The sequence below is a fragment of the Bradyrhizobium quebecense genome, assembly GCF_013373795.3.
Taxonomy (GTDB): domain Bacteria; phylum Pseudomonadota; class Alphaproteobacteria; order Rhizobiales; family Xanthobacteraceae; genus Bradyrhizobium; species Bradyrhizobium quebecense.
This window is the reverse complement of sequence record NZ_CP088022.1, coordinates 6,568,108-6,593,460: the sequence shown is the minus strand read 5'-3', so window position 1 is coordinate 6,593,460 and position 25,353 is coordinate 6,568,108. Positions and strand designations below refer to the sequence as shown.

At 63.3% G+C, this 25,353-nt stretch carries 20 protein-coding genes and 1 pseudogene; 10 read left to right on the top strand and 11 right to left on the bottom strand.

Annotated elements, in window-relative coordinates:
- Window positions 1-44 precede the first annotated feature (44 nt).
- Window positions 45-1,736 carry an alpha-amylase family protein gene (locus HU230_RS31710; RefSeq protein WP_176534779.1) on the bottom strand — a complete coding sequence of 564 codons (1,692 nt, stop codon included), beginning with the start codon at window positions 1,734-1,736 and terminating at the stop codon, window positions 45-47.
- A gap of 130 nt (window positions 1,737-1,866) precedes the next feature.
- Between HU230_RS31710 and HU230_RS31705 the strand changes: the two genes are divergently transcribed.
- Complete coding sequence (locus HU230_RS31705) at window positions 1,867-2,349, top strand: MmcB family DNA repair protein (RefSeq protein ID WP_176534780.1); 483 nt, start codon at window positions 1,867-1,869, stop codon at window positions 2,347-2,349.
- 130 nt (window positions 2,350-2,479) lie between these two features.
- Here the strand turns inward: HU230_RS31705 and HU230_RS31700 are convergent, their stop codons facing one another.
- The 3 genes from HU230_RS31700 to HU230_RS31690 all read right to left on the bottom strand — a co-directional run bounded on the left by HU230_RS31700 (window position 2,480) and on the right by HU230_RS31690 (window position 5,774).
- Complete coding sequence (locus HU230_RS31700) at window positions 2,480-3,412, bottom strand: IS110 family RNA-guided transposase (RefSeq protein ID WP_176534813.1); 933 nt, start codon at window positions 3,410-3,412, stop codon at window positions 2,480-2,482.
- Window positions 3,413-3,765: 353 nt separating this feature from the next.
- A complete protein-coding gene (locus HU230_RS31695; protein ID WP_016845514.1) occupies window positions 3,766-4,320 on the bottom strand; it encodes an ActR/PrrA/RegA family redox response regulator transcription factor in 555 nt (184 codons plus the stop codon).
- Between the two features lie 134 nt (window positions 4,321-4,454).
- A complete protein-coding gene (locus HU230_RS31690; RefSeq protein ID WP_176534781.1) occupies window positions 4,455-5,774 on the bottom strand; it encodes an ActS/PrrB/RegB family redox-sensitive histidine kinase in 1,320 nt (439 codons plus the stop codon).
- A gap of 106 nt (window positions 5,775-5,880) precedes the next feature.
- On the opposite strand from HU230_RS31690, the pseudogene HU230_RS31685 reads away from it, so the two are divergent.
- From HU230_RS31685 to HU230_RS31670, 4 genes and pseudogenes are all read left to right on the top strand, one after another.
- Window positions 5,881-6,705 (top strand): annotated as a pseudogene (locus HU230_RS31685) (ABC transporter ATP-binding protein).
- Window positions 6,702-7,526 carry an ABC transporter permease gene (locus tag HU230_RS31680; RefSeq protein ID WP_176534782.1) on the top strand — a complete coding sequence of 275 codons (825 nt, stop codon included), beginning with the start codon at window positions 6,702-6,704 and terminating at the stop codon, window positions 7,524-7,526. Before HU230_RS31685 ends, HU230_RS31680 begins: the two are co-directional and overlap by 4 nt.
- Before the next feature lie 128 nt (window positions 7,527-7,654).
- On the top strand, window positions 7,655-8,983 hold the full coding sequence (locus HU230_RS31675; RefSeq protein ID WP_176534783.1) for a polyhydroxyalkanoate depolymerase: 1,329 nt from the start codon (window positions 7,655-7,657) through the stop codon (window positions 8,981-8,983).
- 198 nt (window positions 8,984-9,181) lie between these two features.
- Window positions 9,182-10,021, top strand: coding sequence for a M48 family metallopeptidase (locus HU230_RS31670; RefSeq protein ID WP_097671176.1), 840 nt, complete (start codon window positions 9,182-9,184; stop codon window positions 10,019-10,021).
- A gap of 218 nt (window positions 10,022-10,239) precedes the next feature.
- On the opposite strand, the gene HU230_RS31665 is transcribed toward HU230_RS31670, so the two are convergent.
- Window positions 10,240-12,483, bottom strand: coding sequence for a transglycosylase domain-containing protein (locus tag HU230_RS31665; protein WP_176534784.1), 2,244 nt, complete (start codon window positions 12,481-12,483; stop codon window positions 10,240-10,242).
- A gap of 139 nt (window positions 12,484-12,622) precedes the next feature.
- Here HU230_RS31665 and HU230_RS31660 point away from each other — a divergent pair, with 139 nt between their 5' ends.
- Window positions 12,623-13,048: a DUF1330 domain-containing protein gene (locus HU230_RS31660; RefSeq protein WP_176534785.1), complete on the top strand. Its 426-nt coding sequence runs from the start codon at window positions 12,623-12,625 to the stop codon at window positions 13,046-13,048.
- Window positions 13,049-13,257: 209 nt separating this feature from the next.
- Here the strand turns inward: HU230_RS31660 and HU230_RS31655 are convergent, their stop codons facing one another.
- From HU230_RS31655 to HU230_RS31645, 3 genes are all read right to left on the bottom strand, one after another.
- Window positions 13,258-14,484 carry an ABC transporter substrate-binding protein gene (locus tag HU230_RS31655; RefSeq protein WP_176534786.1) on the bottom strand — a complete coding sequence of 409 codons (1,227 nt, stop codon included), beginning with the start codon at window positions 14,482-14,484 and terminating at the stop codon, window positions 13,258-13,260.
- Between the two features lie 375 nt (window positions 14,485-14,859).
- A complete protein-coding gene (locus tag HU230_RS31650) occupies window positions 14,860-16,080 on the bottom strand; it encodes an ABC transporter substrate-binding protein (protein ID WP_176528456.1) in 1,221 nt (406 codons plus the stop codon).
- A gap of 127 nt (window positions 16,081-16,207) precedes the next feature.
- The gene (locus tag HU230_RS31645) at window positions 16,208-16,570 is read right to left on the bottom strand and encodes a DUF1304 domain-containing protein (protein ID WP_176528457.1); all 363 of its coding nucleotides are present in this window, start codon (window positions 16,568-16,570) and stop codon (window positions 16,208-16,210) included.
- 204 nt (window positions 16,571-16,774) lie between these two features.
- Here HU230_RS31645 and HU230_RS31640 point away from each other — a divergent pair, with 204 nt between their 5' ends.
- Window positions 16,775-17,299: a methylated-DNA--[protein]-cysteine S-methyltransferase gene (locus HU230_RS31640; protein WP_176528458.1), complete on the top strand. Its 525-nt coding sequence runs from the start codon at window positions 16,775-16,777 to the stop codon at window positions 17,297-17,299.
- A 758-nt stretch (window positions 17,300-18,057) separates the two neighbouring features.
- On the opposite strand, the gene HU230_RS31635 is transcribed toward HU230_RS31640, so the two are convergent.
- The 3 genes from HU230_RS31635 to HU230_RS31625 all read right to left on the bottom strand — a co-directional run bounded on the left by HU230_RS31635 (window position 18,058) and on the right by HU230_RS31625 (window position 20,984).
- Window positions 18,058-18,444, bottom strand: coding sequence for a response regulator transcription factor (locus tag HU230_RS31635; RefSeq protein WP_210284155.1), 387 nt, complete (start codon window positions 18,442-18,444; stop codon window positions 18,058-18,060).
- A 90-nt stretch (window positions 18,445-18,534) separates the two neighbouring features.
- Window positions 18,535-19,209 carry a response regulator transcription factor gene (locus HU230_RS31630; protein WP_176528459.1) on the bottom strand — a complete coding sequence of 225 codons (675 nt, stop codon included), beginning with the start codon at window positions 19,207-19,209 and terminating at the stop codon, window positions 18,535-18,537.
- Window positions 19,203-20,984 (bottom strand): PAS domain-containing sensor histidine kinase, encoded by a 1,782-nt coding sequence (locus HU230_RS31625; protein WP_224943759.1) that lies wholly within the window; start codon window positions 20,982-20,984, stop codon window positions 19,203-19,205. Before HU230_RS31625 ends, HU230_RS31630 begins: the two co-directional genes overlap by 7 nt.
- A 299-nt stretch (window positions 20,985-21,283) precedes the next feature.
- On the opposite strand from HU230_RS31625, the gene HU230_RS31620 reads away from it, so the two are divergent.
- From HU230_RS31620 to HU230_RS31610, 3 genes are all read left to right on the top strand, one after another.
- Window positions 21,284-21,607: a hypothetical protein gene (locus HU230_RS31620; RefSeq protein ID WP_224943758.1), complete on the top strand. Its 324-nt coding sequence runs from the start codon at window positions 21,284-21,286 to the stop codon at window positions 21,605-21,607.
- 325 nt (window positions 21,608-21,932) lie between these two features.
- A complete protein-coding gene (locus tag HU230_RS31615; protein WP_224943757.1) occupies window positions 21,933-23,300 on the top strand; it encodes an HlyD family secretion protein in 1,368 nt (455 codons plus the stop codon).
- Window positions 23,297-25,243: a glycosyltransferase gene (locus HU230_RS31610; protein WP_176528461.1), complete on the top strand. Its 1,947-nt coding sequence runs from the start codon at window positions 23,297-23,299 to the stop codon at window positions 25,241-25,243. Before HU230_RS31615 ends, HU230_RS31610 begins: the two co-directional genes overlap by 4 nt.
- Window positions 25,244-25,353: the final 110 nt, after the last annotated feature.

Below are 25,353 nucleotides of genomic sequence, written 5' to 3'. Positions count from 1 at the left end.
CATGATCCTTTCGGAAAACCGCTTCACACTTTTCCGGATCATGCCTAACGCGACGTACGGGGCTCCTTGGTGTCGATATCGCTACGCTTGAGCAGGTAATCGAGCCCACCGACCCTGTACCAGCGATAGCCGTAGGCTTCGATCAGAAGCTTGTGACGGCCGCTATCGTCGGCGCGGCTGTGATCCTCGGTCAGAAGGTTGACGAGGTGATTGCCGGCGTCATCGGGCAGCCCAACGTCGAACGATATCTCGAGTGGCTTTTCCGCGAAATTGTGCACGAACAGCACCGAGTTGTTGCGCCAGTCGTAACGAATGACCAGGACGGCAGGATTTCGGCTGCTGATAACCTTGAAGTCTCCCCAGCCGATCTCGGGGACTTCCTTGCGCATGCGGATGATGCGTTCGGTCCAGTTCAGCATCGAATTCGGGTCACGTCGCTGCTTGGCGGCGTTGACGTGTTCATAGCCGTAGGGGCCTTCGTCGATCACGGGCACACATGGCCGATCGCTCTCGGTAAAGCCGCCATGCGGCTCGGTCGACCATTGCATCGGTGTGCGCGCGCAAGTGCGCTCGGGCAGGTCGAGATTATCGCCCATGCCGAGTTCGTCGCCGTAGCGGATCACGGGCGTGCCGGGAAGCGTGCACATCAAGCTATAGGCGAGCTCCAGGCGCCGCCGATCGCCGCCCAGCATGGGCGCAAGGCGCCGACGAATGCCGCGGTCGTAGAGCTGCATGCTCTTGTCGGGACCGAATGCCTTGAACACCGTCTCGCGCTGGGCCTTGGTGAGGCGGCCGAGATCGAGTTCATCGTGATTGCGCAGGAACAGGCCCCATTGTGCGGTCGCGGGCCGTGGCTTGGTCGCCGTCAAGGCTTTCGCCAATGGCTTCGAATCCGCTGACGCCAGCGCGTAGAACAGATGCTGATTGACGTGGAAATTGAACATCATCTGCATGCGGTCGCCGTCGCGCCCGAAATACTCCATGTCCGTTTCGGGCAAGACATTGGCTTCGGCGAGGATGATCGCGTTACCCTGGCGCCATTGCAGGAATTCGCGGAACGATCGCAGCATGTCGTATTGCTCGACCGGCTTGCGCACGGAGGCGCCCTTGGTTGCGATCACGAAGGGCACGGCGTCCATGCGGAAGCCGGAGACGCCGAGCTGGATCCAGAACCCCATGATCTTGAGGATCTCGGCCTGTACGTGCGGGTTCGACGTGTTGAGGTCCGGCTGGAAATCGTAGAAGCGATGGAAGTACCAGGCTCCTGCCTGCTTGTCGCGCGTCCAGGTCGATTTCTGCACCCCCGGAAACACCATGCCCGTGTTGGCATTAGCGGGCTTCTTGTCCGACCAGACATACCAGTCGCGGTAAGGCGAGTCCTTTGGGCTGCGCGCTGATCGAAACCAGGCGTGTTGGTCCGAGGTGTGATTGACGACGAGATCAATGATCACGCGGATGCCGCGTTGCCGGCAGCCATGGGTGAATTCGACGAAATCGCCCAGCGTGCCGTAGCGCGGGTCGACGCCGTAATAGTCTGCAATGTCGTAGCCGTCGTCCTTGCAAGGCGAAGGCTGAAACGGCATCAGCCAGATCGCAGTGATGCCGAGCCCATGCAGATAATCCAGACGGCGCAGCAGACCCCTGAAATCGCCGATGCCGTCGCCATTGGCATCCATGTAGGTGCCGACGGAGAGGCAGTAGATCACGCCGTTCTTGTACCAGAGGTCGTCGATCACCAGGCAGCCCTCATCGGTCCGCCCATGGTGGCGGCCGTGGGATAAGCGGCGAGGCGGCGGTGGGTTCCTGCCCGGAGCGCCGTTCCACTTTTCCGGATCATGCTCTCGTGGAATCGGCTATTCTTGAGCGATGGAATCGCCCGCCCGCCAGATCGCGCTTGTGCCCTCGCCCGACCGACGCCAGTCGGAGACCGCGCTGGCGATCGCGCGCGGGACGGCGCGGCTTCTGAGGTCGCTGGGATTTTCCTGCATCAGTGAATTGCCGCTGCCGTCCGGCCGCCGGGCCGATCTGGTCGCGCTGAATGAACGCGGCGAGATCTGGATCGTCGAGATCAAGTCATCTCTCGAGGATCTGCGCGCCGACCAGAAATGGCAGGACTACCGGATGCATTGCGACCGGTTGTTCTTCGCCTTCACGCAGGATCTGCCGTGCGAAATCTTCCCGGCCGGCACCGGCCTGATCATCGCCGACGCCTACGGTGCGCATCTGCACTGCGAGGCGCCGGAGCATCGGCTGTCGGCAGCAACCCGCAAGGCGATCACGGTGCGCTTTGCGATGGCGGCAGCGCAGCGGATCAATCGCCTGGTCGATCCGCAGGGGTATGAACTCTAACATCAAGCGCTATCGTAATCCGTCATCCTGAGGAGCGCGGAACGCGCGTCTCGAAGGATGCACGGCCACGAGCCGGGCCATTCATCCTTCGAGGCTCGCTGCGCTCGCACCTCAGCGACTGTGTTCTTGGTCAAGCGGGTTGCCATGGTTTTTGGTCCCTGAGCATGGCGTTGAGGGTTGTAAGGACTTTGCGCGCAACGGCGATGAGGGCGACCATCTTGGGCTTTCCAGCGGTCACCAGGCGCCGGTAGAAGACCTTGAGCTGCGGATGGTATCGGCTGGCCGACAGAGCGGCCATGTAGAGCCCGGCACGCAGCTTGGCTCTTCCGCCGCCGATCATGCTCTTGCCCTTCCAGCGGCCCGACTGGCGGGTGAACGGGGCAAGACCGGCGAGGCTCGCAATCTGGCGCCGATTGAGCGTGCCGAGCTCCGGCACCTCGGCAAGGAAGGTCCGCGCGAGGGTGTTGCTCACACCAGGAAAGCTGACCAGCAGCTCCTCCTTGGCGCGCCAGACTGGCGAGCCGCGCACCAGCGTGTCGATGTCGTTGTCGATCTCCGGCAGCTCCTTCTCGAGGACCTTGATATGGCGGGCAAGGCTCTTGCGGACGCGGACGTTCTCGGCGCGCTTCTCGCGCTGACGCTCGGCAACGATCATCTCGATGATCTGCCGTCGGCGGCTGACCAGCTCAGCCAGCAGCCGAGCTTCCTGATCCGGCATGGCACGTGGCTCCGGCTTCACGGCCTCGACAAACCGCGCGATCACCGCCGCATCGATCGGGTCCGTCTTGGCACGCTGACCAACCGCCTGCGCGAAGTGCCGGATTTGGGCCGGGTTGACCACCACCAGCGGCAGCTGGGCGCCGGCCAGCGCAGCAGCAACGATCGTCTCGAAGCCGCCAGTTGCCTCTACCGCAATCAGCACCGGCGAGATCGCCTGCAAGCGCGCAACGAGCTCTTCCAAGCCTTTGCCGTCACGCGCCACGGCAAAGGCTTCCTCGCCCGGACGGACATGCACGTCCAACCGGTCCTTCGACACATCAATGCCAACATAGATCGCTTCCATCTGCACCCCTCCTTGCGCAATCGGGCTCGCCAGGCGGCCCTCGCGACTGTTCGGGTTCAATGGAACAACGGACGGGGCGCCGCGCTGAGGTTCGGGCTTCGATGCCCTGGGATGAAGCGGTCTCCCGTCCGTCACCGCGCCGGACATTCTAGCCGATCCGGCGATTCGAGACTTACAAGGATGACGGTGATAAGCTTTGACGATCTGTCGGATGGGTAGAGCAAAGCGAAACCCATCGCTTGTCGCCACGGCACGAAGGCGTGGGTTTCGCTTCGCTCTACCCACCCTACGAAAGGACAAAAGCAAATGGCCGGGGCGAGCCCGGCCATCGCAAAACAATATGAAGCGATCGCTTAGCGCGGCGCACGCTTGGCGAGGATGCGCTGCAGGGTCCGGCGGTGCATGTTGAGGCGGCGCGCGGTCTCCGAGACGTTGCGGTTGCACATCTCGTAGATGCGCTGGATGTGCTCCCAGCGCACGCGGTCCGCCGACATCGGATTGGCCGGCAGTTCGGACTTCTCGGTGCCGGTGGCGAGCAGCGCAGCGACGACGTCATCGGCGTCGGCGGGCTTCGAGAGATAGTCGACGGCGCCCATCTTCACCGCGGTCACGGCGGTCGCGATGTTGCCGTAGCCGGTCAGCACGATCGCGCGCGCCTCGGGGCGCTTGCGCTTCAACGCGGAGACGACGTCGAGGCCGTTGCCGTCGCCAAGGCGGAGGTCAACGACCGCAAAAGCGGGCGCGGCGCGGCCGATCTCAGCGAGACCATCGGACACCGTGTCGCATGACTTCACCGCGAAACCCCGCGTCTCCATCGCGCGCGACAGGCGTTCCAGGAACGGCTTGTCGTCCTCGACGATGAGGAGCGAGCGGTCGGCATGGTCATTCAGTTCAGTGATGGCGTTCACGATCCATTTTTCCCTGTGGCAGGCACCTATTATATGGGGTCCTACTGCGGCGCTGCCAAGGCAGCCGAAAGTCGCGTGCAGCTCTGGAAAGAGCGATGCATCCGGTATGCCAGAGTTGCGACTAAGAATCGTTCTTAGGCTTCGTTTTCGTCGGCCGGCGTGGCTTCTTCGAAACGCTCTCGGGGCCAGACGATCTGCACCACGGCGCCGTGATCGGGGAAGGTGCGATTGGTAAACGACACCTTGGCTCCGGTGCGTTCCAGCAGCGTTCTTGCGATGAAAACGCCCAAGCCCAGGCCGCCACGCGCGTTTTGGGCCTCGTCTGCGCCCCGGCGGCGCGACAAATACGGCTCGCCGATCCGTTTCAGCATGTCGGGTGCGATGCCCGGGCCGTCGTCGGAAACGACGATCTCGATGGTTTCGGCGTTCCACCACGCGTTCACCTCGACGGTCTGGTGCGCGAAATCGACCGCATTTTCGAGAATGTTTCCGACGCCATAAAGGATCGCGGGATTGCGCGCGGCGACCGGTTCGCGCGTTGCTGCGACAGCAAGCCGCACCTTGATGTTGATGCCGAAATCGCGATGCGGCGCCACCGCCTCCTCGATCAGGGTCGACAGCTTCATGGTGTCGAACGGCGCGCCGCTTGATGACAATTGCGCGATCTTGCTCAGGATGTCGCGGCAGCGCTGCGCCTGCTCGCGCAGGGTCTTGAGGTCGTCGGCGATCGCCGGGTCGTGCACCGTCTTCTCGAGCTCGCGCGAGATCAGGAAGATCGTCGACAGTGGCGTGCCGAGTTCATGCGCGGCGGCGGCGGCGAGACCGTCGAGCTGGGTCAGATGCTGCTCGCGCGTCAGGATCAGCTCGGTCGCGGCAAGCGCGTCGGAGAGCTGGCGGGCCTCCTCCGTCACCTGGAATGCGTAAAGGCTGGTGACGCCGATCGCGAGCAGGATCGAGAGCCAGACGCCGATCAGATAGATCGGCGGCAGCACCAGCGGGTCGTCACCATCCCAAGGCAGCGGCAGATGGTAGAAGAACAGCGCCGAGGCGCAGGCGACCGCAAGGCAGCCGAGCGCGATCGTCAGGCGGATCGGCAACACGGTGGCCGAGATCAGGACCGGCGCCAGGAACAGGAACGAGAATGGGTTCTGCAAGCCCCCGGTGAAGTACAGCAGACCGCCGAGCTCGACGATGTTGAAGGCGAGCAGGGCCGCGGCATAGACCGGCTCCAGCCGCTGCATCGGGTTGAACGCGACCTGCAGCGCCAGGTTGAGCAGCGCCGAGAAGGTCACAATGATGACGCAGGGGACGATCGGAACGTCGAATTCCAGTCCCTGGGCCACGATGAAGATCGCGACGAGCTGGCCCAGCGCGGCGAGCCAGCGCAGCCGCAGGATCGTATCCAGGCGGACATAGCGGCGAGGTTGGCGGAAATCCGAAGCGAAGTCGGTCATATCAGGGACTTTAGCTGTGCCGTGGGCGGCGCACAAATTCGCGACTTAGCGCAAGCGCGCCGGGCAAGCCTTGCGCTTATTGTCGCAATGGCTCAATGACGGCCATATGCAACAGCGCGGGACAGGTCAGGCGCAAGCGCCTGCGGCCAACCAGGCGCCCGCGGCCGATCAGGACGGATCGGCCGCGATCGACGTTGCGCATCTGGTCAAGGTCTACAAGGCCACCCGCGCGGTCGACGATATCTCCTTCCGGATCGCGCGCGGCAGCATCACCGGCCTGCTCGGCGGCAACGGCGCCGGCAAGACCACGACAATCGCGATGATCATGGGGCTGGTGCTGCCGACCTCGGGCAGCGTCACGGTGCTCGGCGCGAAAATTCCCGACCAGCGCTATGACGTGCTCGGCCGGATGAATTTCGAGAGCCCCTATGTCGACATGCCGATGCGGCTCACGGTGCGGCAGAACCTGACCATCTTCGGCCGCCTCTATGCCGTGAAGCATCTGCGCGAGCGGATCGAGCAGCTCGCCGCCGATCTCGATCTGAAGGAATTCCTCGACCGTTCCAACGGCAAGCTCTCCGCTGGGCAGAAGACCCGCGTCGCGCTGGCGAAGGCGCTAATCAACGAGCCGGACCTGCTGCTGCTCGACGAGCCGACCGCATCGCTCGACCCGGATACCGCCGACTGGGTGCGGCAGCATCTCGAGACCTAACGCAAGACCCATAACGCGACCATCCTGCTGGCCTCGCACAACATGCTGGAGGTGGAGCGCCTTTGTGACCGCGTCATCATCATGAAGCGCGGCAAGATCGAGGATGACGACAGTCCCGAGGGGATCATGGCGCGCTACAACCGTGACACGCTGGAAGAGGTGTTTCTCGACGTGGCGCGCGGCCGCCTCCGGGAGGGCGCGCCAGAGGGCACACCATGAGCGAGATCGTCAGCCATCAGCGGCGCGGCATTTCACTGCAACGCATCAACGCGATGGTGCTGCGCTATTGGTATCTCTTGATGTCGTCATGGCCGCGGCTGCTGGAACTGGTCTACTGGCCGGCCTTGCAGATCATCACCTGGGGCTTCCTGCAGAACTACATCTCGCAGGCATCCGGCTTCTTCGCCAAGGCGGGCGGCACGCTGATCGGTGCCGTGATCCTGTGGGACATTCTGTTTCGCGGCCAGCTCGGCTTCTCCATCTCGTTCCTGGAAGAGATGTGGGCGCGCAATCTCGGCAACCTGATGATGAGCCCGCTGAAGCCGATCGAATTCCTGCTCTCGCTGATGATCATGAGCCTGATCCGGCTCGCCATCGGCGTGATCCCGATGACGCTGCTGGCGCTGTTCTTTTTCGGCTTCAATTTCTACGCCATCGGGCTGCCGCTGATCGCGTTCTTCTGCAATCTGATCTTCACGAGCTGGTCGGTCGGCGTGTTCGCCTCGGGGCTCGTGCTGCGCAACGGGCTCGGCGCGGAGAGCATCGTCTGGACGCTGATGTTCGCGGTGATGCCGCTCGCCTGCATCTACTATCCGGTCGACGTGCTGCCGGTCTGGCTACAGTATGTCGCCTGGACGTTGCCGCCGACCTATGTGTTCGAAGGCATGCGGTCGCTCCTGATCGATCACGTCTTCCGTGCCGACCTGATGGCCTGGGCGCTGGTCATCAACGCCATCCTGTTCGTTGCCTCTTTTGCGGTCTTCCTTGCCCTTTTGCAGAGCGCCAAGCGCAACGGATCGCTGCTCGGGGGTGGTGAATAAATGTCACTTTCCCGTGGATTCTCGGTGTTTTAGCCCGATATCGACCCCATATTCGGCTCGCGGCGCATTGACGCATTGTTACGCATTGGTCAGTATGCTGCGGCGCAAAACAGGGGTCTGAAAATACTATGCCCATCGGTGAATTTGGCGGTGCCCCGCCACTAGCGGCGGAAGGCAGCCCGGCACTCACGACGCCGCTGTACTGGATGTACGAGATGGCGCATGCGTCGCTCAATCCGGTACGGGCCGTGACCGACGCCACCAAGATCCTGTTTCAGAATCCGCTCAATCCGTGGACGCACACCGAGTTCGGCAAATCGGTCGCCGCCGGCTGCGAGTTGTTCGAGCGCACCACGCGCCGCTACGGCAAGCCGGATTGGAACCTGCCGACGACCGAGGTCAATGGCATCCGCACGGCGGTCGAGGTTCGCACCGTCTGGGAAAAGCCGTTCTGCCGTCTGCTGCATTTCGATCGCAAGCTGACGCGTCCGCTGCGCTCGCCGCAGCCGCGCGTGCTGATCGTGGCGCCGATGTCGGGCCATTATGCGACGCTGCTGCGTGGCACGGTCGAGGCGTTCTTGCCGACGCATGAAGTCTACATCACCGACTGGGCCGATGCGCGCATGGTGCCGCTCGCGGAGGGCCGGTTCGATCTCGACGACTATGTCGACTACGTGATCGAGATGCTGCACGCGCTCGGCGGCAACATGCACGTCGTCGCGGTGTGCCAGCCCTCGGTTCCGGTGGTTGCGGCCGTCTCCGTCATGGAAGCCAACCACGACCCGTTCGTGCCGCTGTCGATGACGCTGATGGGCGGCCCGATCGACACGCGGCGCAACCCGACCGCGGTCAACAACCTCGCGGGAGAGCGCGGCATCGAATGGTTCCGCAACAATGTCATCACCAAGGTGCCGTTCCCGCATCCGGGCGTGATGCGCGACGTCTATCCGGGTTTCCTGCAGCTCAACGGCTTCATCAGCATGAACCTGGATCGGCACATGGACGCGCACAAGGCGTTGTTCGCCAATCTGGTGAAGGGTGACGGCGATCTCGTCGACAAGCACCGTGAATTCTATGACGAATATCTCGCGGTGATGGACCTCACCGCCGAGTATTATCTGCAGACCGTCGACCTCGTCTTCGTCAAGCACGCGCTGCCGAAGGGCGAGATGACCCATCGCGGCAAGCCGGTCGATCCGTCGAAGATCCGCCGCGTCGCGCTGATGACGGTGGAAGGCGAGAAGGACGACATCTCCGGCCTCGGCCAGACCGAGGCAACGCACGCGCTCTGCACCGCGATTCCGAACCATCGCCGCGTGCACTACGTGCAGAAGGGCGTCGGGCACTACGGCGTCTTCAACGGCTCGCGGTTCCGCTCCGAAATCGTGCCGCGGATCTCCGATTTCATGGTTTCGGCGGCCAATACGTGGCTTTCCCTGGTCGCCGCGGCCGAATAGGTATCGCCCCGGCCGCGTTTATCGCGGTCGCGCAAGTCGCTGATTTAACTAAAAGAATCTCAAATCAGCCAAGGCTCAAGTGATGAATTTAATTTCATCTCTTGGGCCTTTTTCGTGACTCCGATTCATCAGAAAAAATCGGGTTCCGCCCCCTGCCGGTAGAGGTCAATTAACGGCCAACCCCTGTATATTGGGCAAATGATTTGTTTTTGCGCCGAGCGCTTTCCCTGGCGGCGGATATGGCAAAGTTCGGGCGAACTCCTGCTCCCCGGACTCTCAGAAATGGCTACTCGCGCGCTCCTCTATCGGCGGCCTGCCGAACCCGCGACCGTATTGGTCAGACACGGCTCCCAGTTCTTCACCGTCAGGCTGCGCCGGCATAGGCGCGCGCGCCGCTATACGCTCAGGATTCATCCAACCGATCGCGAAGCGATCCTGACCATGCCGCCGCGCGGCACGATCGTGGAGGCGAAGGAGTTCGCCAATATCCATGGCGGCTGGATCGCCGCCCGTCTTGGCCGTTTGCCGAAGGCCGCGCCGTTCCAGCCCGGCACCGTGGTGCCGTTGCGCGGTGTGCCGCATCGTCTGGTGCATCGCTCGGGAGAGCGCGGCACGGTCTGGACCGAGACGCGCGACAGCGGCGAGAAGATCCTCTGCGTCGCCGGCGGCGTGGAGCACATGGATCGCCGGGTGCATGACTTCCTCAAGCGCGAGGCGCGCAAGGATCTGCAGAAGGCGGCGCAGCTGCACGCCGCGGAGCTCGGGGTGCGGGTCCGGCGGATCTCGATCCGCGACCAGTCGAGCCGCTGGGGCTCGTGCACCTCGGCCGGTTCGCTGTCGTTCTCGTGGCGGTTGATCCTGGCGCCGCCCTTCGTGCTCGACTACCTCGCCGCGCATGAGGTCGCGCATCTCGTCGAGATGAATCACTCGGCGCGGTTCTGGCGGGTGGTCGACAAGGTCTGCGCGTCGGTCACGCGCGCCAAGAACTGGCTCGACACCTACGGCAACGACCTGCATCGCTACGGGATTCAGGAGTAAGCCAACTCTTCGCCCCGGTTATTGCTGTCATCGCCCGCGAAAGCGGGCGATCCAGTATTCCAGAGGCAATTGTAACTGAGCCGAAAAGCCGCGGCGTACTGGATCCGCCGAGGCATTCTCCAAACTCAAATCAATCGTTGCACTTCAAACGTGACTCCATCTCCCCGCGTTCGCGGGGACGACAGCCGAAATTGGGCTCGGCTAAAGCCTATATCGGCCTACCGAAACAACCTATCCGCAAGCCAGCCGTCCAGCCCCGCCGCCGCTTCGGGCCGCGCGTTCGGGTTGGGTGGCGCCGAGGCGCGGGCCGGCGTCGGCGGTGGCTGGCGATAATAGCCGCCGCCGGGCGGGACCGGCGCGGGCGGTGGCGCCTGCATCGGCGGTTGAATCTGCATTGGCGCCGCCGGTGCTGAAGGCGCTGATATCTGCGACGAGATCTGCATCAGGTTCGCCGGCGCCCAGCTGCCCTGCGAGTTCGGGATCGCCGCGACCGGCACGCCCTGATGCGCGGCCTTCATGAAGCGGGTCCACACTTCCACCGGCAGTCCGCCACCCGTCGCCTTCTTGGTGGGCGAATTGTCGTCATTGCCGAGCCAGACGCCGGTGACGAGCTTGGCGGTGTAGCCGATGAACCAGGCGTCGCGATAATCCTGGCTGGTGCCGGTCTTGCCGGCGGCGGTCCAGCCGGGGATCTCCGCCTTGCGCGCGGTGCCCGAGATCAGCGTCTCGCGCATCATGCTGTTCATCATCGCATCATAGCGCGGCTCGATCACCTGGTTGGGCGGCTCCGTCGGGCGGTCATAGAGCAGCTTGCCGGAGCTGGTCTTGATTCTGGTCACCACATGCGGCGACACGGCGTAGCCGCCATTGGCGAACGGCGCATAGGCGCCGACCAGCTCAATCACGGATACTTCCGACGTGCCGAGCGCGATCGAGACGTTCGGTTCGAGCTTGGAGGAGATGCCGAGCCGGTGCGCGGTGCGCACCACATTCTTGGCGCCGACCTCGACGCCGAGCCGCACCGCAACCGTGTTCAGCGACATCGCCAGCGCCTGGGTCAAGGTCACCGAGCCGAAATATTCGTGGGTGTAGTTCTCCGGCTTCCAGCCCTTGATGTCGAGCGGCGCGTCGGTGCGGATCGTGTCCGGCGTCAGCCCGGATTCGACCGCGGTGAGATAGACGAACGGCTTGAACGACGAGCCCGGCTGCCGCTTCGCGGTGACCGCGCGATTGTACTGGCTCTCGGCATAGTTCCGGCCGCCGACCATGGCGCGCACCGCGCCGTCGGGCGTCATCGCCACCAGCGCGCCCTGGCTGACATTGAACTTCACGCTCTTGGCGGCGAGCTCGTCGATCACGGCGGCTTCGGCGACGTTCTGCAGCTTCGGATCGATCGTGGTCTGCACCACGATGTCCTGGTCGATCTGACCGACCAGATCGTCGAGCACTTCACCGATCCAGTCGGCGACATAGTTCACGGTGCCGGCGCCGGCCGGCTTCACCGCAATCGAGGGTTGGCCGATCGAGGCCTTTGCTTGCGCTTCGGTGATGAACTTGGCGTCGGCCATCGCCGCGAGCACGACCTGCGCGCGCTGCTCGGCGCCCTCGGGGTTGCGGTTTGGCGCCAGCCGCGACGGCGACTTGACGAGGCCCGCGAGCATCGCAGCTTCCGGCAAGGTCACGTTCTTCGCCGACTTGCCGAAATAGCGCTGGGCGGCGGCCTCGACGCCGTAGGCGCCGGAACCGAAATAGACGCGGTTGAGATAGAGCTCGAGGATCTCGTTCTTGGAATGCTTGCGTTCCAGCCACAACGCGAGCTCGGCCTCCTGCAGCTTGCGTTGCATGGTGCGTTCCTGAGTCAGGAACAGGTTCTTGGCGAGCTGCTGGGTCAAGGTCGAGCCGCCCTGCGAGACGCCGCGATGCAGCACATTGGTCACTGCTGCGCGTAGAATGCCGAGCGGGTCGACGCCGAAATGCGAATAGAAGCGGCGGTCTTCAATGGCGATGAACGCCTTCGGCAGATAGGGTGGCAGGTCCTTCAACGCGATGTTGGCGCCGGCCATTTCGCCGCGCTGCGCCAGTACGCTGCCGTCGATCCCGACGATCTGGATCGTCGGCGGACGTTTGGGAATTTCCAGGGACTGGATCGGCGGTAGATGCGCGCCGACCCACACCACGACACCGATCACGGCGATGCCCGCCCACAGGCCGAGCACCGCGGTCCAATAGAACAGCCGGCCGATCCCAAAGCCGCGCGACTTGCTGCGCCGCTTGCTGCCGCTGCGCGACGGGCGCGGTTTCTCGCTGCCGGAATCGCTGCTCTTGGGTTTGGATTTGGCGGGCGTATCGTCGCCGCCGCCTGGAACGCGATCGGAGGGCGACAGTCTGAGGTCGGCAAGCGCAGCCGGAAGCCCGAACAGCGGCTCCTTGCGCGCACCGCCTTTTTTACGTCCCCACGCCATCCGCAACGCTCACACCCTGACAGGGGCGCACGCTAGCGTTCCCGGTTTAAGGGGCGGTTACGCAAAGCTTAACGGGGGATTAGGAGGTGAGGCGGTGCGTGCTAAATAGAGATGGAACAACAAAACAAAGGAGCACCGCATGGGCCATATCGATCCGACCAAGGACGTGTTTGCGCAATTCCGGGACAACAACCGGACGGGCCCGATCCACATGCTCAATCTGGTGCGCTTACGCGAATGGGCCGCCTATCCCGACGGCCGCAAGGCGACCGGCGCGGAGGCCTATGCCGCCTACGGCCGCGAGAGCGGGCCGGTGTTCGAACGCCTCGGCGGCCGCATCGTCTGGCAGGGCCGCTTCGAGCTGATGCTGATCGGTCCGCAAGAGGAGCGCTGGGATCACTGTTTCATCGCCGAGTATCCAAGCGTTGCCGCTTTCGTCGAAATGATCCGGGATCCCGTCTATCGCGAGGCGGTGAAGCATCGCCAGGCCGGCGTGGAGGATTCGCGGTTGATCCGACACGCCGTGCTGCCGGTCGGGAAGAATTTTGGCGAGATTCCGGAGTGAGCGCACGAAGCGAGATTTCTATCCCGTCATCCTGAGGAGCCGCGAAGCGGCGTCTCGAAGGATGCACGGCCCGGCTGGTGGCCGTCGACCCTTCGAGACGGCCGCTGCGCGGCCTCCTCAGGGTGACGGTGATGGAGTGGTCGGGCGAAGCCCAAAAACAAATCGGCGGCCCGGAGGCCGCCGATTGCATTTCAAACCTGCACGAACGACTAGCCCGCCGGGCCGGCATCCTCGAGGATCGGGCCGAACAGCTCCCAGCGCTCGCCGTTGAACTTCATCATCTGCAGCTGCTTGTTGACGCGATAGTCGTTCGGCGTGGTGTTGCCCTTGATGCCGGGCAGCGCCATGTCGAGGTCGACGTTCTTCAGGTTGGTGGCCTGCTTCAGCACGTTCTCGCGCGTCAGCTCGTCGCCGCACTGCTTCAGCACATGCACCATCAGCTGGGCGGTCGAGTAGCCGTAGGTGTTGAAGTTCGAGTTCTTGTCGCCGTCGGGATAGTACTTGGCCATGAAGTCGAAATAGCGCTTCATGCCCGGATCGTCCTTCCACTGCGGATCGGCCGGATCCTTGCCGTAGTTGGTCGAGATCAGGCCCTTGGAGGCCTCCAAGCCCGCCGGCTGCAGCACGGCGCCGACCGAGGTGGCGTTGATGTCGACGATGTGGACCGGATGCCAGCCGAGCTCGGCAATCTTCTTGATCGCCTGCGCTGCCTGCTTCGGCGTCGAGGCCGAGAAGAACAGGTCGGCGCCGGCGTCCTTGATCTTGATCACCTGGGAATCGATCGTCGGGTCGGAGACCTCATAGGAGGCTTCGGCCACGATCATCTTGGCCGCCTTGTCGCCGAGGCCGGCCTTGATGCCGTTCAGATAATCCTTGCCGAGGTCGTCGTTCTGATAGAGCACGCCGATCTTGGCGTTCGGATGCTCCTTCAGGATGTACTGGCCGTAGATGCGGCCTTCGACGAAGTAGTTCGGATTGAAGCCGAGCGTCCAGGGGAAGTTCTTCGGATCGGTGAACTTCGAGGCGCCGGTGGCGGCGAACAGCTGCGGCACCTTCTTGGCATTGAGATACTTCTGCACGGCGGCGTTCGACGGCGTGCCGACGATCTGAAAGGTCAAGAGCACTTCGTCGCTCTCGACGAGCTTGCGCACCTGCTCGACGGCCTTGGGCGGCGAATAGGCGTCGTCATACTGGATCAGGTTGATCTTGCGGCCGTTGATGCCGCCCTGATCGTTGATCATCTTGAAATAGGCCGCCTGGGTCTTGCCGATCGAGGCATAGGCGGAAGCCGGTCCGGAGAAGGGGACGGTCTGGCCGATCTTGATCTCGGTATCGCTCGCGCCGGGATCGTACTTCTTTTGCGCAGAGGCCGACGTTGCAGACAGCGCGATCGCGAGCGCCGTTCCCGTGACCAGGTGGAAAATCCCATTCCTCATAATGCTGTTTCCCTCACGTGACTGATGGTTGGCCGATGATCTTGTCCGCGGGTTCAAGGTCCCGCGGTCGCCATCGCTGGGCCGGGATACTGGAGGAACCGTTGCTGCGACGCAAGACGACGGATGCCGAAAAGGCGAGCAATTTCAGTCAACGAAAGTAGGAGGCGGCGCAAAAAGAACCGGCGCAGCGGGGATGCGCTGCGCCGGCTCCAGTGCTGTCTCTTGCTTCACCTCTCCCGCTTGCGGGGGAGGTCGGATTGCATCGCAGATGCAATCCGGGTGGGGGCTCCTTCCGCAACATGACTCTTGGATAGACCCCCACCCCAACCGTCCCCGCAAGCGGGAGAGGGGGAGCAGCTTCTTCGCGTCCGCGACCTAACCCGCCGGCCCGGTGTCCTCGATGATCGGGCCGAACAGCTCCCAGCGCTCGCCGTTGAACTTCATCATCTGCATCTGCTTGTTGATGCGATAGTCGTTCGGTCCCGTCGTGATCGACATGCCTGGCAGCGCCAGACTCGGCACGAACTTCTTCAGGCTGGTCACCTGCTTCATCAGGTTCTCGCGGGTGAGGTCGTCGCCGCACTGCTTGAGCACCTGGATCAGGAGCTCGGCCGTCGAATAGCCGTAGGTGTTGACGGTGTTGAGCTTGTCGCCCTCCGGGTAATACTTGTCCATGAAGGCGAAATAGGCCTTCACGCCGGGATCGTCCTTCCACTGCGGATCGGCCGGGTCCTTGCCGTAATTGGTCGAGATGATGCCCTTGGAGATGTCGAGGCCGGCCGGCTTCAGCGTTGCCGACACCGGGCTCGCATTGATGTCGAGGATGTGCACCGGGTGCCAGTCAAGGTCCGCGACCTTGCGGATCGCTTGAGCAGCGAATTTCGGCGTCGACGCGTTATAGAGCAGGTCGACGCCGGCGGCCTTCAGCTTGACGATCTGGGAATCGACGGTCGGGTCGGTCAGCTCGTAGGACACCTCGGCGACGATCATGCTCGCTGCCTTGTCGCCGAGCCCGCTCTTCAGGCCGGTGATGTAGTCGCGGCCGAGATCGTCGTTCTGGTAGAAGATGCCGATCTTGGCGTTGGGGTGATTGGCCAGGATGTATTTGGCGTAAATGCGTCCCTCGGACTGGTAGTTCGGGTTGAAGGCGATCGTCCAGGGTGCGTTCTGCGGATCGGAGAAGCGCGAGGCGCCGGTGGAGGCGAGCAGCTGCGGCACCTTCCTGGCATTCAGGTATTTCTGCACGGCGGCATTTGAGGGCGTGCCGATGATCTGGAAGGTGAACAGCACCTCGTCGCCCTCGACCAGCTTGCGCACCTGCTCGACCGCCTTCGGCGGTGAATAGGCGTCGTCATACTGGATCAGGTTCAGCTTGCGGCCGTTGATGCCGCCCCGATCGTTGATCATCTTGATGTAGGCCGCTTGGGTCTTGCCGATGCCGGCATAGGCGGATGCGGGGCCCGAGAACGGCACGGTCTGGCCGATCTTGATCTCGGTGTCGGTCGCACCGATGTCGTATTTCTTCTGCGCGGTGGCCGATGTAACCGACAACGCGATGGCAAGCGCTGTCGCAGCGAGCAATTGCACGCTCCTCATGTCCGTGACCTCCCATGTTGCCGGTGATCTTGTCCGCAAGCATTGGCCGGCGGATGTCACCGTTATCAGGGATGATGGAGGAAGGGCGCGGGCATTGCAAGGCGATGCTCCTGCGCGCGATGTCGCGTCAGGCGAGCCAGAGCAGGATCAGTGCGAGCGCCGCGGGTGCCGCCTGCACATAAAGGATGCGCCGGCTGACGGTGGCGGCGCCGTAGGCGCCGGCGACGATCACGCAGAGCAGGAAGAATGTCTTGATCTGGAATGCGAAGCCGGCATTGCCGTGCACCAGGCCCCAGATCAGCCCGACGGCGAGGAAGCCGTTATAGAGCCCCTGATTGGCGGCGAGCACCGCCGAATCGGTGGCCTTCTCGATCGAGTTGCGGAAGGTCTTCAGTCCGAGCGGCTTGGTCCAGAGAAACATCTCGAGCACAAGGAAATAGATGTGCAGCGTGGCCACCACCGCGACCAGAGCATTGGCAAGCAAAAGCATATTGCGGCCCCCCAGAGCTTCGGTTCTGATTGAATCAGAACCGAAGCTCAAGATTCTTATTTTGACGCGTTTTCTTTACGCGAACCGGTGTCCACTTCGCTCGAAAACGCTTTAACCGGAATTCGGGTGGACGCTAGCACGCGCACGGTGAATTGTATGCCGAGCGACCTGTTTCGAGAGCAATGACGTTCCAGAGTGACTGATATGGCCGACCGTAAGACCGCACAGACGTTCAACCTCGACCGCCTCAAGACGCCGATCGGCACCGCGCTGCTGGTGGCCGATGACGATGGCGTGCTGCGCGCGCTCGACTGGGACGACTATGAGGGGCGAATGCTCGACCTGCTGCGGTTGCACTATGGCGCCGTGACGCTGCGGGACGGCCGCGCACCGGCGGCGATGCGCAAGGCGCTCGGCGATTACTTCAACGGTGATCTCGATCGCCTGACCGATGTCGAATGGCGCGTCGCCGGCACGCCGTTCCAGCAGAAGGTCTGGCACGCGTTGCCGAAAATTCCGCCGGGCACCACCATGAGTTACGGCGCGCTGGCTATGAGGCTGAAAGTGCCGAATGCGATGCGCGCGGTCGGCCACGCCAACGGCTCCAACCCGATCAGCGTCGTCGTGCCCTGTCACCGCCTGATCGGCGCCAACGGCTCGCTGGTCAAATATGGCGGCGGACTGGAGCGCAAGCGCTGGCTGCTGCGCCACGAGGGTGTCGAGATATAGCGTCCGACCTCGGCCGCAGTGAGACGATCAATCGAGATCCTCGCGAGGCATGTTGCGCAGATCACGCACGATGTAGAGGAATACAACGAACGAAGGCACCCACGCGAGGATCGCTCCTACCAGCATCGCATCGACCGTCGTCATCGGAGCTCCCTGGAGCGTTGTTCGCGCATTTTCGAACGAGGTGGCCGCCGGTTCGCGTGAAGAAAACGCGTCAAACAAAATCTGGCCTTCTCCCTCAGATCAGCTTTTTCGATGGGCCGCCGGTTGTCGGAGGGGATAGAGCCACTTCCAATAGACCTTGTTGCGCTCCAGCTGCCGCTTGTAGATCTCGCGGCACTTCGTCGAGCAGAACTGCTCGAAGTACCAGCTGTGCCGGATCAGTCCGAAGGGCCGCCGGCATCCTGGATTCCCGCAACGGCCTGTCACGATGCTGCCTCCGCATTCGCTCGCCAAAGCCAGCGAATGAAGTTCTCCTGACCCTTGTGAAGACAGAGCCGTCCGCAGTAGCGTTCACCCGCCGGATTTCGCAAGCAGATGATCTTGGCATCTTCGCTGTCACACTGGGCGCAGCGCGGTTCCGTACGCATGGCGACTTCCCTCCGAGGAACTGCCATTTGCCAATCAAAAATGTCTGATGCTGTCGTCACCGTCGGCCTTCTTGAGGGACGGCGCCGCGAAATCTCGCGCTGCCACCGTCGATGTGCAACTTGTCCAGATGTTTCTCGGCATCATCCTTGCGTATACTCGATTTGAACTCACCCGCGCGTCGCTGTGCCATGCTGTGCGAGAGCGGCATCGAGGCATTCGACCAGCGCATCTCCGTCGAACGGCTTGATCAGAAAGCAGATCGCGCCCGCCTCCATGGCTCGAGCCCGATCGGCTTCCACGGAGAAGGCCGTGATGAAAATGAACGGAAGGCGCCGGCCGTCGGCAATCAGGCGCGCCTGCAGGTCGAGCCCGCTCATGGCCGGCATCCTGACATCGGCTATCACGCAGGAGGTGTCGTTCAGTTGCGGCGAATGCAGGAATTCTTCGGCCGACGCGTAGGTCTGGACCGCGTAGCCAAGCGACCTGACCAGATTGTCGGTCGCGGTGCGGACCGACATGTCATCGTCGACGATTGATATCACCGGGTTGGACAAGAAGGGCTTTCCTGGAACGGCCAGAGGGGCCTCTGGTGTATGCGATCACGGAGCCACAGTGCGTCGTCGGCCGCAGCCGGAGAATCATACTTAGGTTTGCGCGCCGCCGGATGCCTGCTTGATCCCGAGGATCTGCGCCATCCTGACCAGATCGGGCAACGACTTCGCCGCCATTTTCCGCATAATGTGCCCGCGGTGTATCTTGACTGTGATCTCGGCTACGCCGATCTCGGCGGCGACCTGCTTGTTCATGAGCCCCGCGGTGACGAGGCTCATGATCTGGCGCTCGCGAGGGGTCAGGGTCGCGAAGGCTGCACGCAGGTTCGCGAGCGCCCTGGCCTCATTGCGGCGCGTTCTGTCGCGTTCGATCGCAGTCGTGACGGCATCCAGCATGTCCTGATCGCGGAACGGCTTGGTCAGGAAGTCGACGGCTCCGGCCTTCATGGCTCTGACCGTCATCGGGATATCGCCATGGCCGGTCATGAAGATGATCGGAATATGAATGTCGGCCCGGGCCAGCTCCGCCTGGAAGTCGAGGCCGCTCAGCCGAGGCAGCCTGATGTCCAGGATCAGGCAGCTCGGAACATCGGGGAGCGTCTGCTGCAGAAATTCATGGGCCGACCCGAACGCTGTGGTCCGCAGGCCGACCGACCGGAAAAGATTGCTCAGCGAGTCTCGCACCGACAAATCGTCGTCGACGATGAACACGATCGGATCCTCGACGTTCGCGAGGGCGGAGGGCGATGCCGCGCGTCCAATCACCATGCATGATCCTCCTGACGCAGCGGCAGGGTGAACTGGAACGTCGTGCCGGGGCCGATATTTCTGCACACGGACAGGCGCCCTCGGTGGGCTTCGACGATCGAGCGGCAGATCGACAACCCCATTCCCATGCCGCTGGCTTTGGTGGTGTAGAAGGCGTCAAACAGCCGCTCGGCATTCTCCGTCGCAACCCCGACACCGCAGTCGGTGACCGTGACCAGGATCTGCCCGGCATCGTCATGGCGGGTCCGGATCACGAGCTCCCGTGGCCTGTCCGTGACCGGCTGCATTGCCTCGATGCCATTGACGACGAGGTTGAGGATGACTTGCTGCAGCTGGATGCGGTCGGCGACGACGGGCGGGAGCGCGGCAGCGAGGTCCAGCTGCAGGGATACAAGGTGGCTCTGCAGTTCATGCTGCACCAGGCCGATCACCTCGTTGATGGCTTCATTGATGTCGAGCGGCGCCATCTGACCGGTTGTCTTGTTCATCAGGGCGCGGACGCGCTGGATGACCTCGCCGGCCCGGTTGCCGTCGCTGATAATCGACCTGACCGCCCCGCGCGCTTCATTCAGATCGGGAGCCGCCCGGTCGAGCCAGCGCAGGCATGCCGCGGCGTTGGCGACCACGGCGGCAAGCGGCTGGTTCACTTCATGGGCGATCGATGCGGCGAGCTCGCCGAGTGCCGTCACGCGCGTGACGTGCGCGAGGTTGGTCTGTGCTTCATGCAACTCCGCCTCGGCTCGCTTGCGGGCGGTCACGTCGGTCACCGCTCCGATGAATTCGGTGTCGCCCGAAGGGGCGGTCACCGCATGCGCCCTGGCGTGAACATATTTGATCGCGCCGTCCGGCATCAGCAATCGGTAGCCGTGCTCGAAGTCCTTGCCGTCGAGCGAGGCACGGTCGACGGTCCGTTGCACGCGGGTGCGATCATCCGGATGGATGCGCTGAAGGACCGTGGCATGCTTGATGGAAGGAGCCCTGTCGAATCCGAAGATCCTGAACGTCTCTTCCGACCAGATCACCTCACCGCTGGCGACGTGCCAGCCAAAGCTGCCGGTGTGGCTCAACCGCTGGGCTTCGCTCAGGTACATCTCGCTCTGCTGCAGCGCGTTTTCGGCTTGTTTGCGCTCGGTGATATCCTCGCATGCGATCAGGACGATCAATCGATCGTCCTGCCGCCGCACGGCCTTGGCATTTTCACGAACCCAAAGTCTTGAGCCGTCCTTGCGGACCTTCCGGATTTCCCAATTGTGGGTTTGGCCGATGTTGTCGAGGCACGCCGCGACGTTGCGCTGGACCGTCTGATGGTCTTCGGCGGCGAAGACCCGCAGCACGGATTGTCCAAGCAATTCGTCGGCGGTGTAGCCGAGTTGTGCCGCGCCGAACGTGTTGACCGACAGCACGAGACCCGTGGCGTCGACCATGAAGTACATGACCGGGTTGTGCTCGAACACCTCCTTCCATTGCGCTTCGCTGTTCCGCAGGGCCTCTACCGCGCGCTCTTCGCCGCTGGCCCGGCCACGCAACATGGCTTCCATCTGCCTGTGGGTGCGCGCCACCACGCCCATCATCAGCAACGCGGCGGCAAGCGACGCGATCAGCAGCGCCAGGGCAATCAGATGGGCGGAAGCTGCAGGCTGCGGACCAAGCAGCAGCCCGATGCAGGTTGCGGCCAAAGCCAGCACCATGCCGCCGAGCAGCCATTGCTCGGCCGACCAGGACTTCGTGGTCGGGATGCGCATCATTGGCAGCACCAGCACTTGGCCGTTCAGCACTTGGCCATCATGGGCCGCGCTGCGTCGCTAGGTGACCGCTACCATCAGCGGCGACAACGTCGCCCTCCTAACAAACTGCATACTAGCAGCTTTCTCGACGTCCGAACGGGATCGTGGGGGCGATTTTAGCGATCCACTCGCGTGGCGTGAGATCGCGCGGAAAGCGCAATCGCCGGACGAACTCAGGCCCAGGTTGCGGCTAAACCAAGGTATGTCGTCCCCATCCGAATGTAACGGCCGGATCAACCTCCGTTCAATGGCCCGTTTCCTCCCGGTGGCTACGCTTATTGGGTAACTCGATGACAGTAGATGCCTTTCGGGGTTCAACAATCGCCAATCAGAGACGGGAGATTGAAATGCCCAACACGCGCCTGCATCTGATCCTTTGCTCCGACGACGTCGCGCGCGAGACGACGCCTCAGAGACGTAACCGCAGCTTTCAGCCCTCCGTGATCGACGGCGGCAAGCAAGCAGCGACCGTGCAGGCTGACAATTCGTGGATCGATCTGCTCGACGTCTTCGATTTGAGCGTTGTGCTCTGTCAGGCGAGCTACCTGGCCTTGCTGGGGGCAAGCCTCGCGGCGCTGCAGCCGCAATTGAACGTGCCGGATCCAGGGTCGTAGCCCGCTCTGGATCTAAGTCCGGCAGGCTGCCGGGACCGACGCGCTGGCTGCTCACGCCTGGGTCGCGCAAAGCGGGTCCGACAACAGCCTCCGTGAGAGCCCGGAATCCACTCCCCGTCTAGCCCTGGCCCTGATGGATTCCGGGCTCAGTCCCTGCAGGTGCACCGAGCTCCTGAACGTGACAAATTGCAGCAGTTTTTCCGAAAGATGGCCGGTTCGCTTTAGCCGCCTCTGAAGCACCTGATTATTGGATCTGTCGGGCCACAACATCGCTCCGCCGAGTTGTGCGTTGGTTTGCGCACTGACAGTTCAGGGGCCGGTCATCATGAATCAGGCACAGCCGCAGAAGCCGCTTCCCGAAGGCGATATTTCCGTCATCAAGGACGAGGAAGCGGGCGCGCGGGGATTGCAGCGCGACTTGCAGGACCGATTGCAGCCGGCGGACGACGAGCCGGTCAGCGAGCCTGTCAATGATAGCGCCCCCCATCCCGAAGCGCCTGCAGGCTCGGGCCGGTGGGTTCGACGCCTGCTCAAGGTCGGCATTGGCCTCGCCCTCGTCGCGATCTTCGGATGGCTGCCGCTGAAGGCCGTGCTGCAGACCTCGAGCGTCGAGGCTGTGGTCAATGCCAGGATCGTGACCCTGCGCTCGCCGATCGACGGCACCGTGAGTGCGAAGCCGCAGAGCTCCACGCAGCTCAGTGTGGTCCACGAAGGCGATACGATCCTTCATGTCGTCAACGCGCGCGGCGATCGGGTGCGGCTCGACGATCTCCGGCGGCAGATGTCCCGGATGGAGAATGAGCGCCCGAGTCTCGCCGCAAAGCTTGCGGCCGCCGAGACGTCGCAACAGGACCTCGCGCGCCAGGCGGCCCAGTTCCGCGACGGCCGCATCCTCCAGCTCGAGGCGCGCATCGCCGAAATTCAGACCGCGATCGAGGCCGCGGCCGCGCGACGGGAAGAAGCGACGGCGGCGGTTGAACGCGCCTCGTCGCTGATCAAGTCGGGCAGCGTCTCGACGGTCGAAATGGCCCGGCTGACGCGCGAGCAGGCGATCGCCCATCAGACCGAGATAGGCGCGCAGCGCCGGCTCGACGCCGCCAAGGTCGAACTCACCGCGGCAAGGAACGGCACCTATCTTGGCGACAGCTACAATGACCGGCCGAGTTCCGTGCAACGCGAAGAGGAGATGCGCCAGCGCGTCAGCGATCTGCGCGCCGATCTGGTGCATTCCGATGCGGAGATCGACTGGCTCACCCACGAGATTGCCTCGGAGCAATTGCACTACGTTAACCGGGCGGAAGCCGACATCAAGGCGCCGGTCGGCGGACGCATCTGGGAGATGATGACGTCGCCGGGCGAGGACGTCAGGGCCGGGCAGCCCCTGCTCAAGCTGCTTGATTGCAGCGGTGCGGTGGTCACCGCCAATGTCACCGAAGGCGTCTATAACCGCCTCAGGCTTGGTGAGCAGGCGAGCTTTGAGCCGAACGACGGCAGCGCTTCGATCAAGGGTGAGATCGTCAACCTCACCGGTGCATCGGGGGCGCCCGCGAACCTTGCGATCAATCCGGATGCGCTGAACAAGGAACCGTACCGGGTGACGGTCTCGATGCCGGAGCTCGATACCACGGGCAAGGAATGCGCAGTCGGCCGCACCGGGCGGGTGGTGTTCAACACGGACGCGGCAAAGTCATGATGGCGGCATTCGCGCCCGGGCTGGTTGCCTTCGGCGCCTGTCTTGCGATCCTGCCGCTGCTCCGGCACGAGCAGACGCTGGGGCGCGTCATGATGACCGGCATATCGTTCCTGCTGCTGTTGCACTACTTCGTCTGGCGGGTGACCCAGACCTTGCCGCCGTTGGGGCTCACCGCCGACGCGGTGGTCGGCTATCCCTTCGTGGCGGCCGAGGCGGCCTCGATGATCGCGGTGTGCCTGTCGTTGCTGTTCCTCAGCCGCACCATCGACCGTTCGCCCGCGGTCAATGCCATCCTGCGCCGATCCAGGACGTCGACGAATGCGCCGCGCGTCGACGTCTTCATCTGCACCTACAATGAAGAGAAGGCGATCCTCGAGCGCACCATCATCGGCGCCACCGGGCTGAACTATCCCAACTACCGCGTCTGGGTGCTCGACGACGGACGGCGGCTCTGGCTGCGCCGGCTCGCCCAGGAGCTCGGCTGCAACTATCTGACCCGTCCGGACAACCGCCATGCCAAGGCCGGCAACATCAATCATGCGCTCCAGCACGTTTCCGGGCTGCCGGACCGGCCGGAGTTCGTCTCGATCCTCGATGCGGATTTTGTCCCGATGCCGGACTTCCTGACGCGGGCGATGAGCCTGATGCAGGACGGCACCGTCGGCGTCGTGCAGACGCCGCAGCACTTCATCAATCCGGATCCGATCCAGACCAATCTCGCCGCAACCGACGTCTGGCCCGACGAACAGCGTTTCTTCTTCGACATCTTGATGCCGGCCAAGGACGCCTGGGGCACCGCGTTCTGCTGCGGCACCTCATCGCTGATCCGTTACTCCGGACTGATGCAGATCGGCGGCTTTCCGACCGATTCGGTGACGGAGGATTATCTCGTCACGCTGCGCCTGAAGGAAGGGGGATTGCGCACGGTCTATCTCAACGAGCGCCTGACCATCGGCCTCGCGCCGGAGGGATTGAAGGAATACATCACGCAGCGCGGGCGCTGGTGTCTCGGCTTCATGCAGATCTTCAGGGGCCGCAGCGGGCCGTTCTCGCGGCAATCGAAGCTCGCCTTCATGGACCGGCTGTCGCTGGTCGACGCTTTCATGAGCTGGGCGGCGGTCTATGGCACCAAGGTTTTCGGCCTCGTCGTGCCGTGGCTCTATCTGCTGTTCGGCATCAAGGCGGTTCACGCCGATCTGTTCGAGCTTCTGAAGTACTTCATGCCGTTCTATGTCTGGCACGCCTTCACCATGGCCTGGATCTCGCGCGGTCGCTCGCTCGCGATCATGACCGACGTGTCGCAATACATCGCAGCCCCCGCGGTCCTGAAGGCGGTCGTGACCGGCCTCGCCAAGCCGCAAGGCCACAAGTTCAAGGTGACGGCCAAGGGCGGCGACCGCAATCGCCGCTTCATCGAGTGGCCGCTGCTGCGGCTCTATGGCAGCGCCTTGCTCATCACGCTGCTGGCGATCGCCTACGCATTCATCCTGCATCTGCGCGGCGACAGCATCGCCTATGGCGGGCTGGCGCTGGCCTGGAGCCTCTATAATTGCGTCGTGCTCGCGATCGTGTGCTTCATTTGCATCGAGCAGCCGCGGCGTCGCAAGGCCGAGCGCTTCGAACGTGACGAGCCGATCCTGATTCACGAAGGTACGGAGCCGCGGCTGGTCCGGATGGTCGACATTTCGATCTCGGGCGCGCGCTTCATCGATCGCGCCCCTCCCGCAATCGGCGCCTCGATCAAGTGCAATGTCTACGGACAGAACGTGGCCGCGCTCGTGGTCCGCCGCACCCGCGATGGCTTCGGCGTCCGTTTCGAGGACGCGGTTGCGACGCGGATCAATGTCGTGCGCGCATTCTATGCCGGCGAATATGTCCGCGCCTTCCGCAGTGTCCGCGCAGCGCCGGTCGGCAAGGCCCTGCTGATGCGGCTGTTCGGTTGAAGTGCTGCGATCGGGCTTCGCGGTGTTGCTCCTTCCGCGAGCGCTTTCCATTCCGTCATCCTGAGGAGCGCGGAACGCGCGTCTCGAAGGGTGAACGGCCCGGACGCTTC

What these genes read in the sequence shown, in the direction of transcription:
- HU230_RS31705 (WP_176534780.1), top strand. Translation starts at nt 1,867, where the DNA reads ATGGAATCGCCCGCCCGCCAGATCGCGCTTGTGCCCTCGCCCGACCGA.
- HU230_RS31700 (WP_176534813.1), bottom strand. Translation starts at nt 3,412, where the DNA reads ATGGAAGCGATCTATGTTGGCATTGATGTGTCGAAGGACCGGTTGGAC.
- HU230_RS31690 (WP_176534781.1), bottom strand. Translation starts at nt 5,774, where the DNA reads ATGACCGACTTCGCTTCGGATTTCCGCCAACCTCGCCGCTATGTCCGC.
- HU230_RS31680 (WP_176534782.1), top strand. Translation starts at nt 6,702, where the DNA reads ATGAGCGAGATCGTCAGCCATCAGCGGCGCGGCATTTCACTGCAACGC.
- HU230_RS31675 (WP_176534783.1), top strand. Translation starts at nt 7,655, where the DNA reads ATGCCCATCGGTGAATTTGGCGGTGCCCCGCCACTAGCGGCGGAAGGC.
- HU230_RS31670 (WP_097671176.1), top strand. Translation starts at nt 9,182, where the DNA reads ATGATTTGTTTTTGCGCCGAGCGCTTTCCCTGGCGGCGGATATGGCAA.
- HU230_RS31665 (WP_176534784.1), bottom strand. Translation starts at nt 12,483, where the DNA reads ATGGCGTGGGGACGTAAAAAAGGCGGTGCGCGCAAGGAGCCGCTGTTC.
- HU230_RS31660 (WP_176534785.1), top strand. Translation starts at nt 12,623, where the DNA reads ATGGGCCATATCGATCCGACCAAGGACGTGTTTGCGCAATTCCGGGAC.
- HU230_RS31655 (WP_176534786.1), bottom strand. Translation starts at nt 14,484, where the DNA reads ATGAGGAATGGGATTTTCCACCTGGTCACGGGAACGGCGCTCGCGATC.
- HU230_RS31650 (WP_176528456.1), bottom strand. Translation starts at nt 16,080, where the DNA reads ATGAGGAGCGTGCAATTGCTCGCTGCGACAGCGCTTGCCATCGCGTTG.
- HU230_RS31645 (WP_176528457.1), bottom strand. Translation starts at nt 16,570, where the DNA reads ATGCTTTTGCTTGCCAATGCTCTGGTCGCGGTGGTGGCCACGCTGCAC.
- HU230_RS31640 (WP_176528458.1), top strand. Translation starts at nt 16,775, where the DNA reads ATGGCCGACCGTAAGACCGCACAGACGTTCAACCTCGACCGCCTCAAG.
- HU230_RS31630 (WP_176528459.1), bottom strand. Translation starts at nt 19,209, where the DNA reads ATGGTGATTGGACGCGCGGCATCGCCCTCCGCCCTCGCGAACGTCGAG.
- HU230_RS31620 (WP_224943758.1), top strand. Translation starts at nt 21,284, where the DNA reads ATGACAGTAGATGCCTTTCGGGGTTCAACAATCGCCAATCAGAGACGG.
- HU230_RS31615 (WP_224943757.1), top strand. Translation starts at nt 21,933, where the DNA reads ATGAATCAGGCACAGCCGCAGAAGCCGCTTCCCGAAGGCGATATTTCC.
- HU230_RS31610 (WP_176528461.1), top strand. Translation starts at nt 23,297, where the DNA reads ATGATGGCGGCATTCGCGCCCGGGCTGGTTGCCTTCGGCGCCTGTCTT.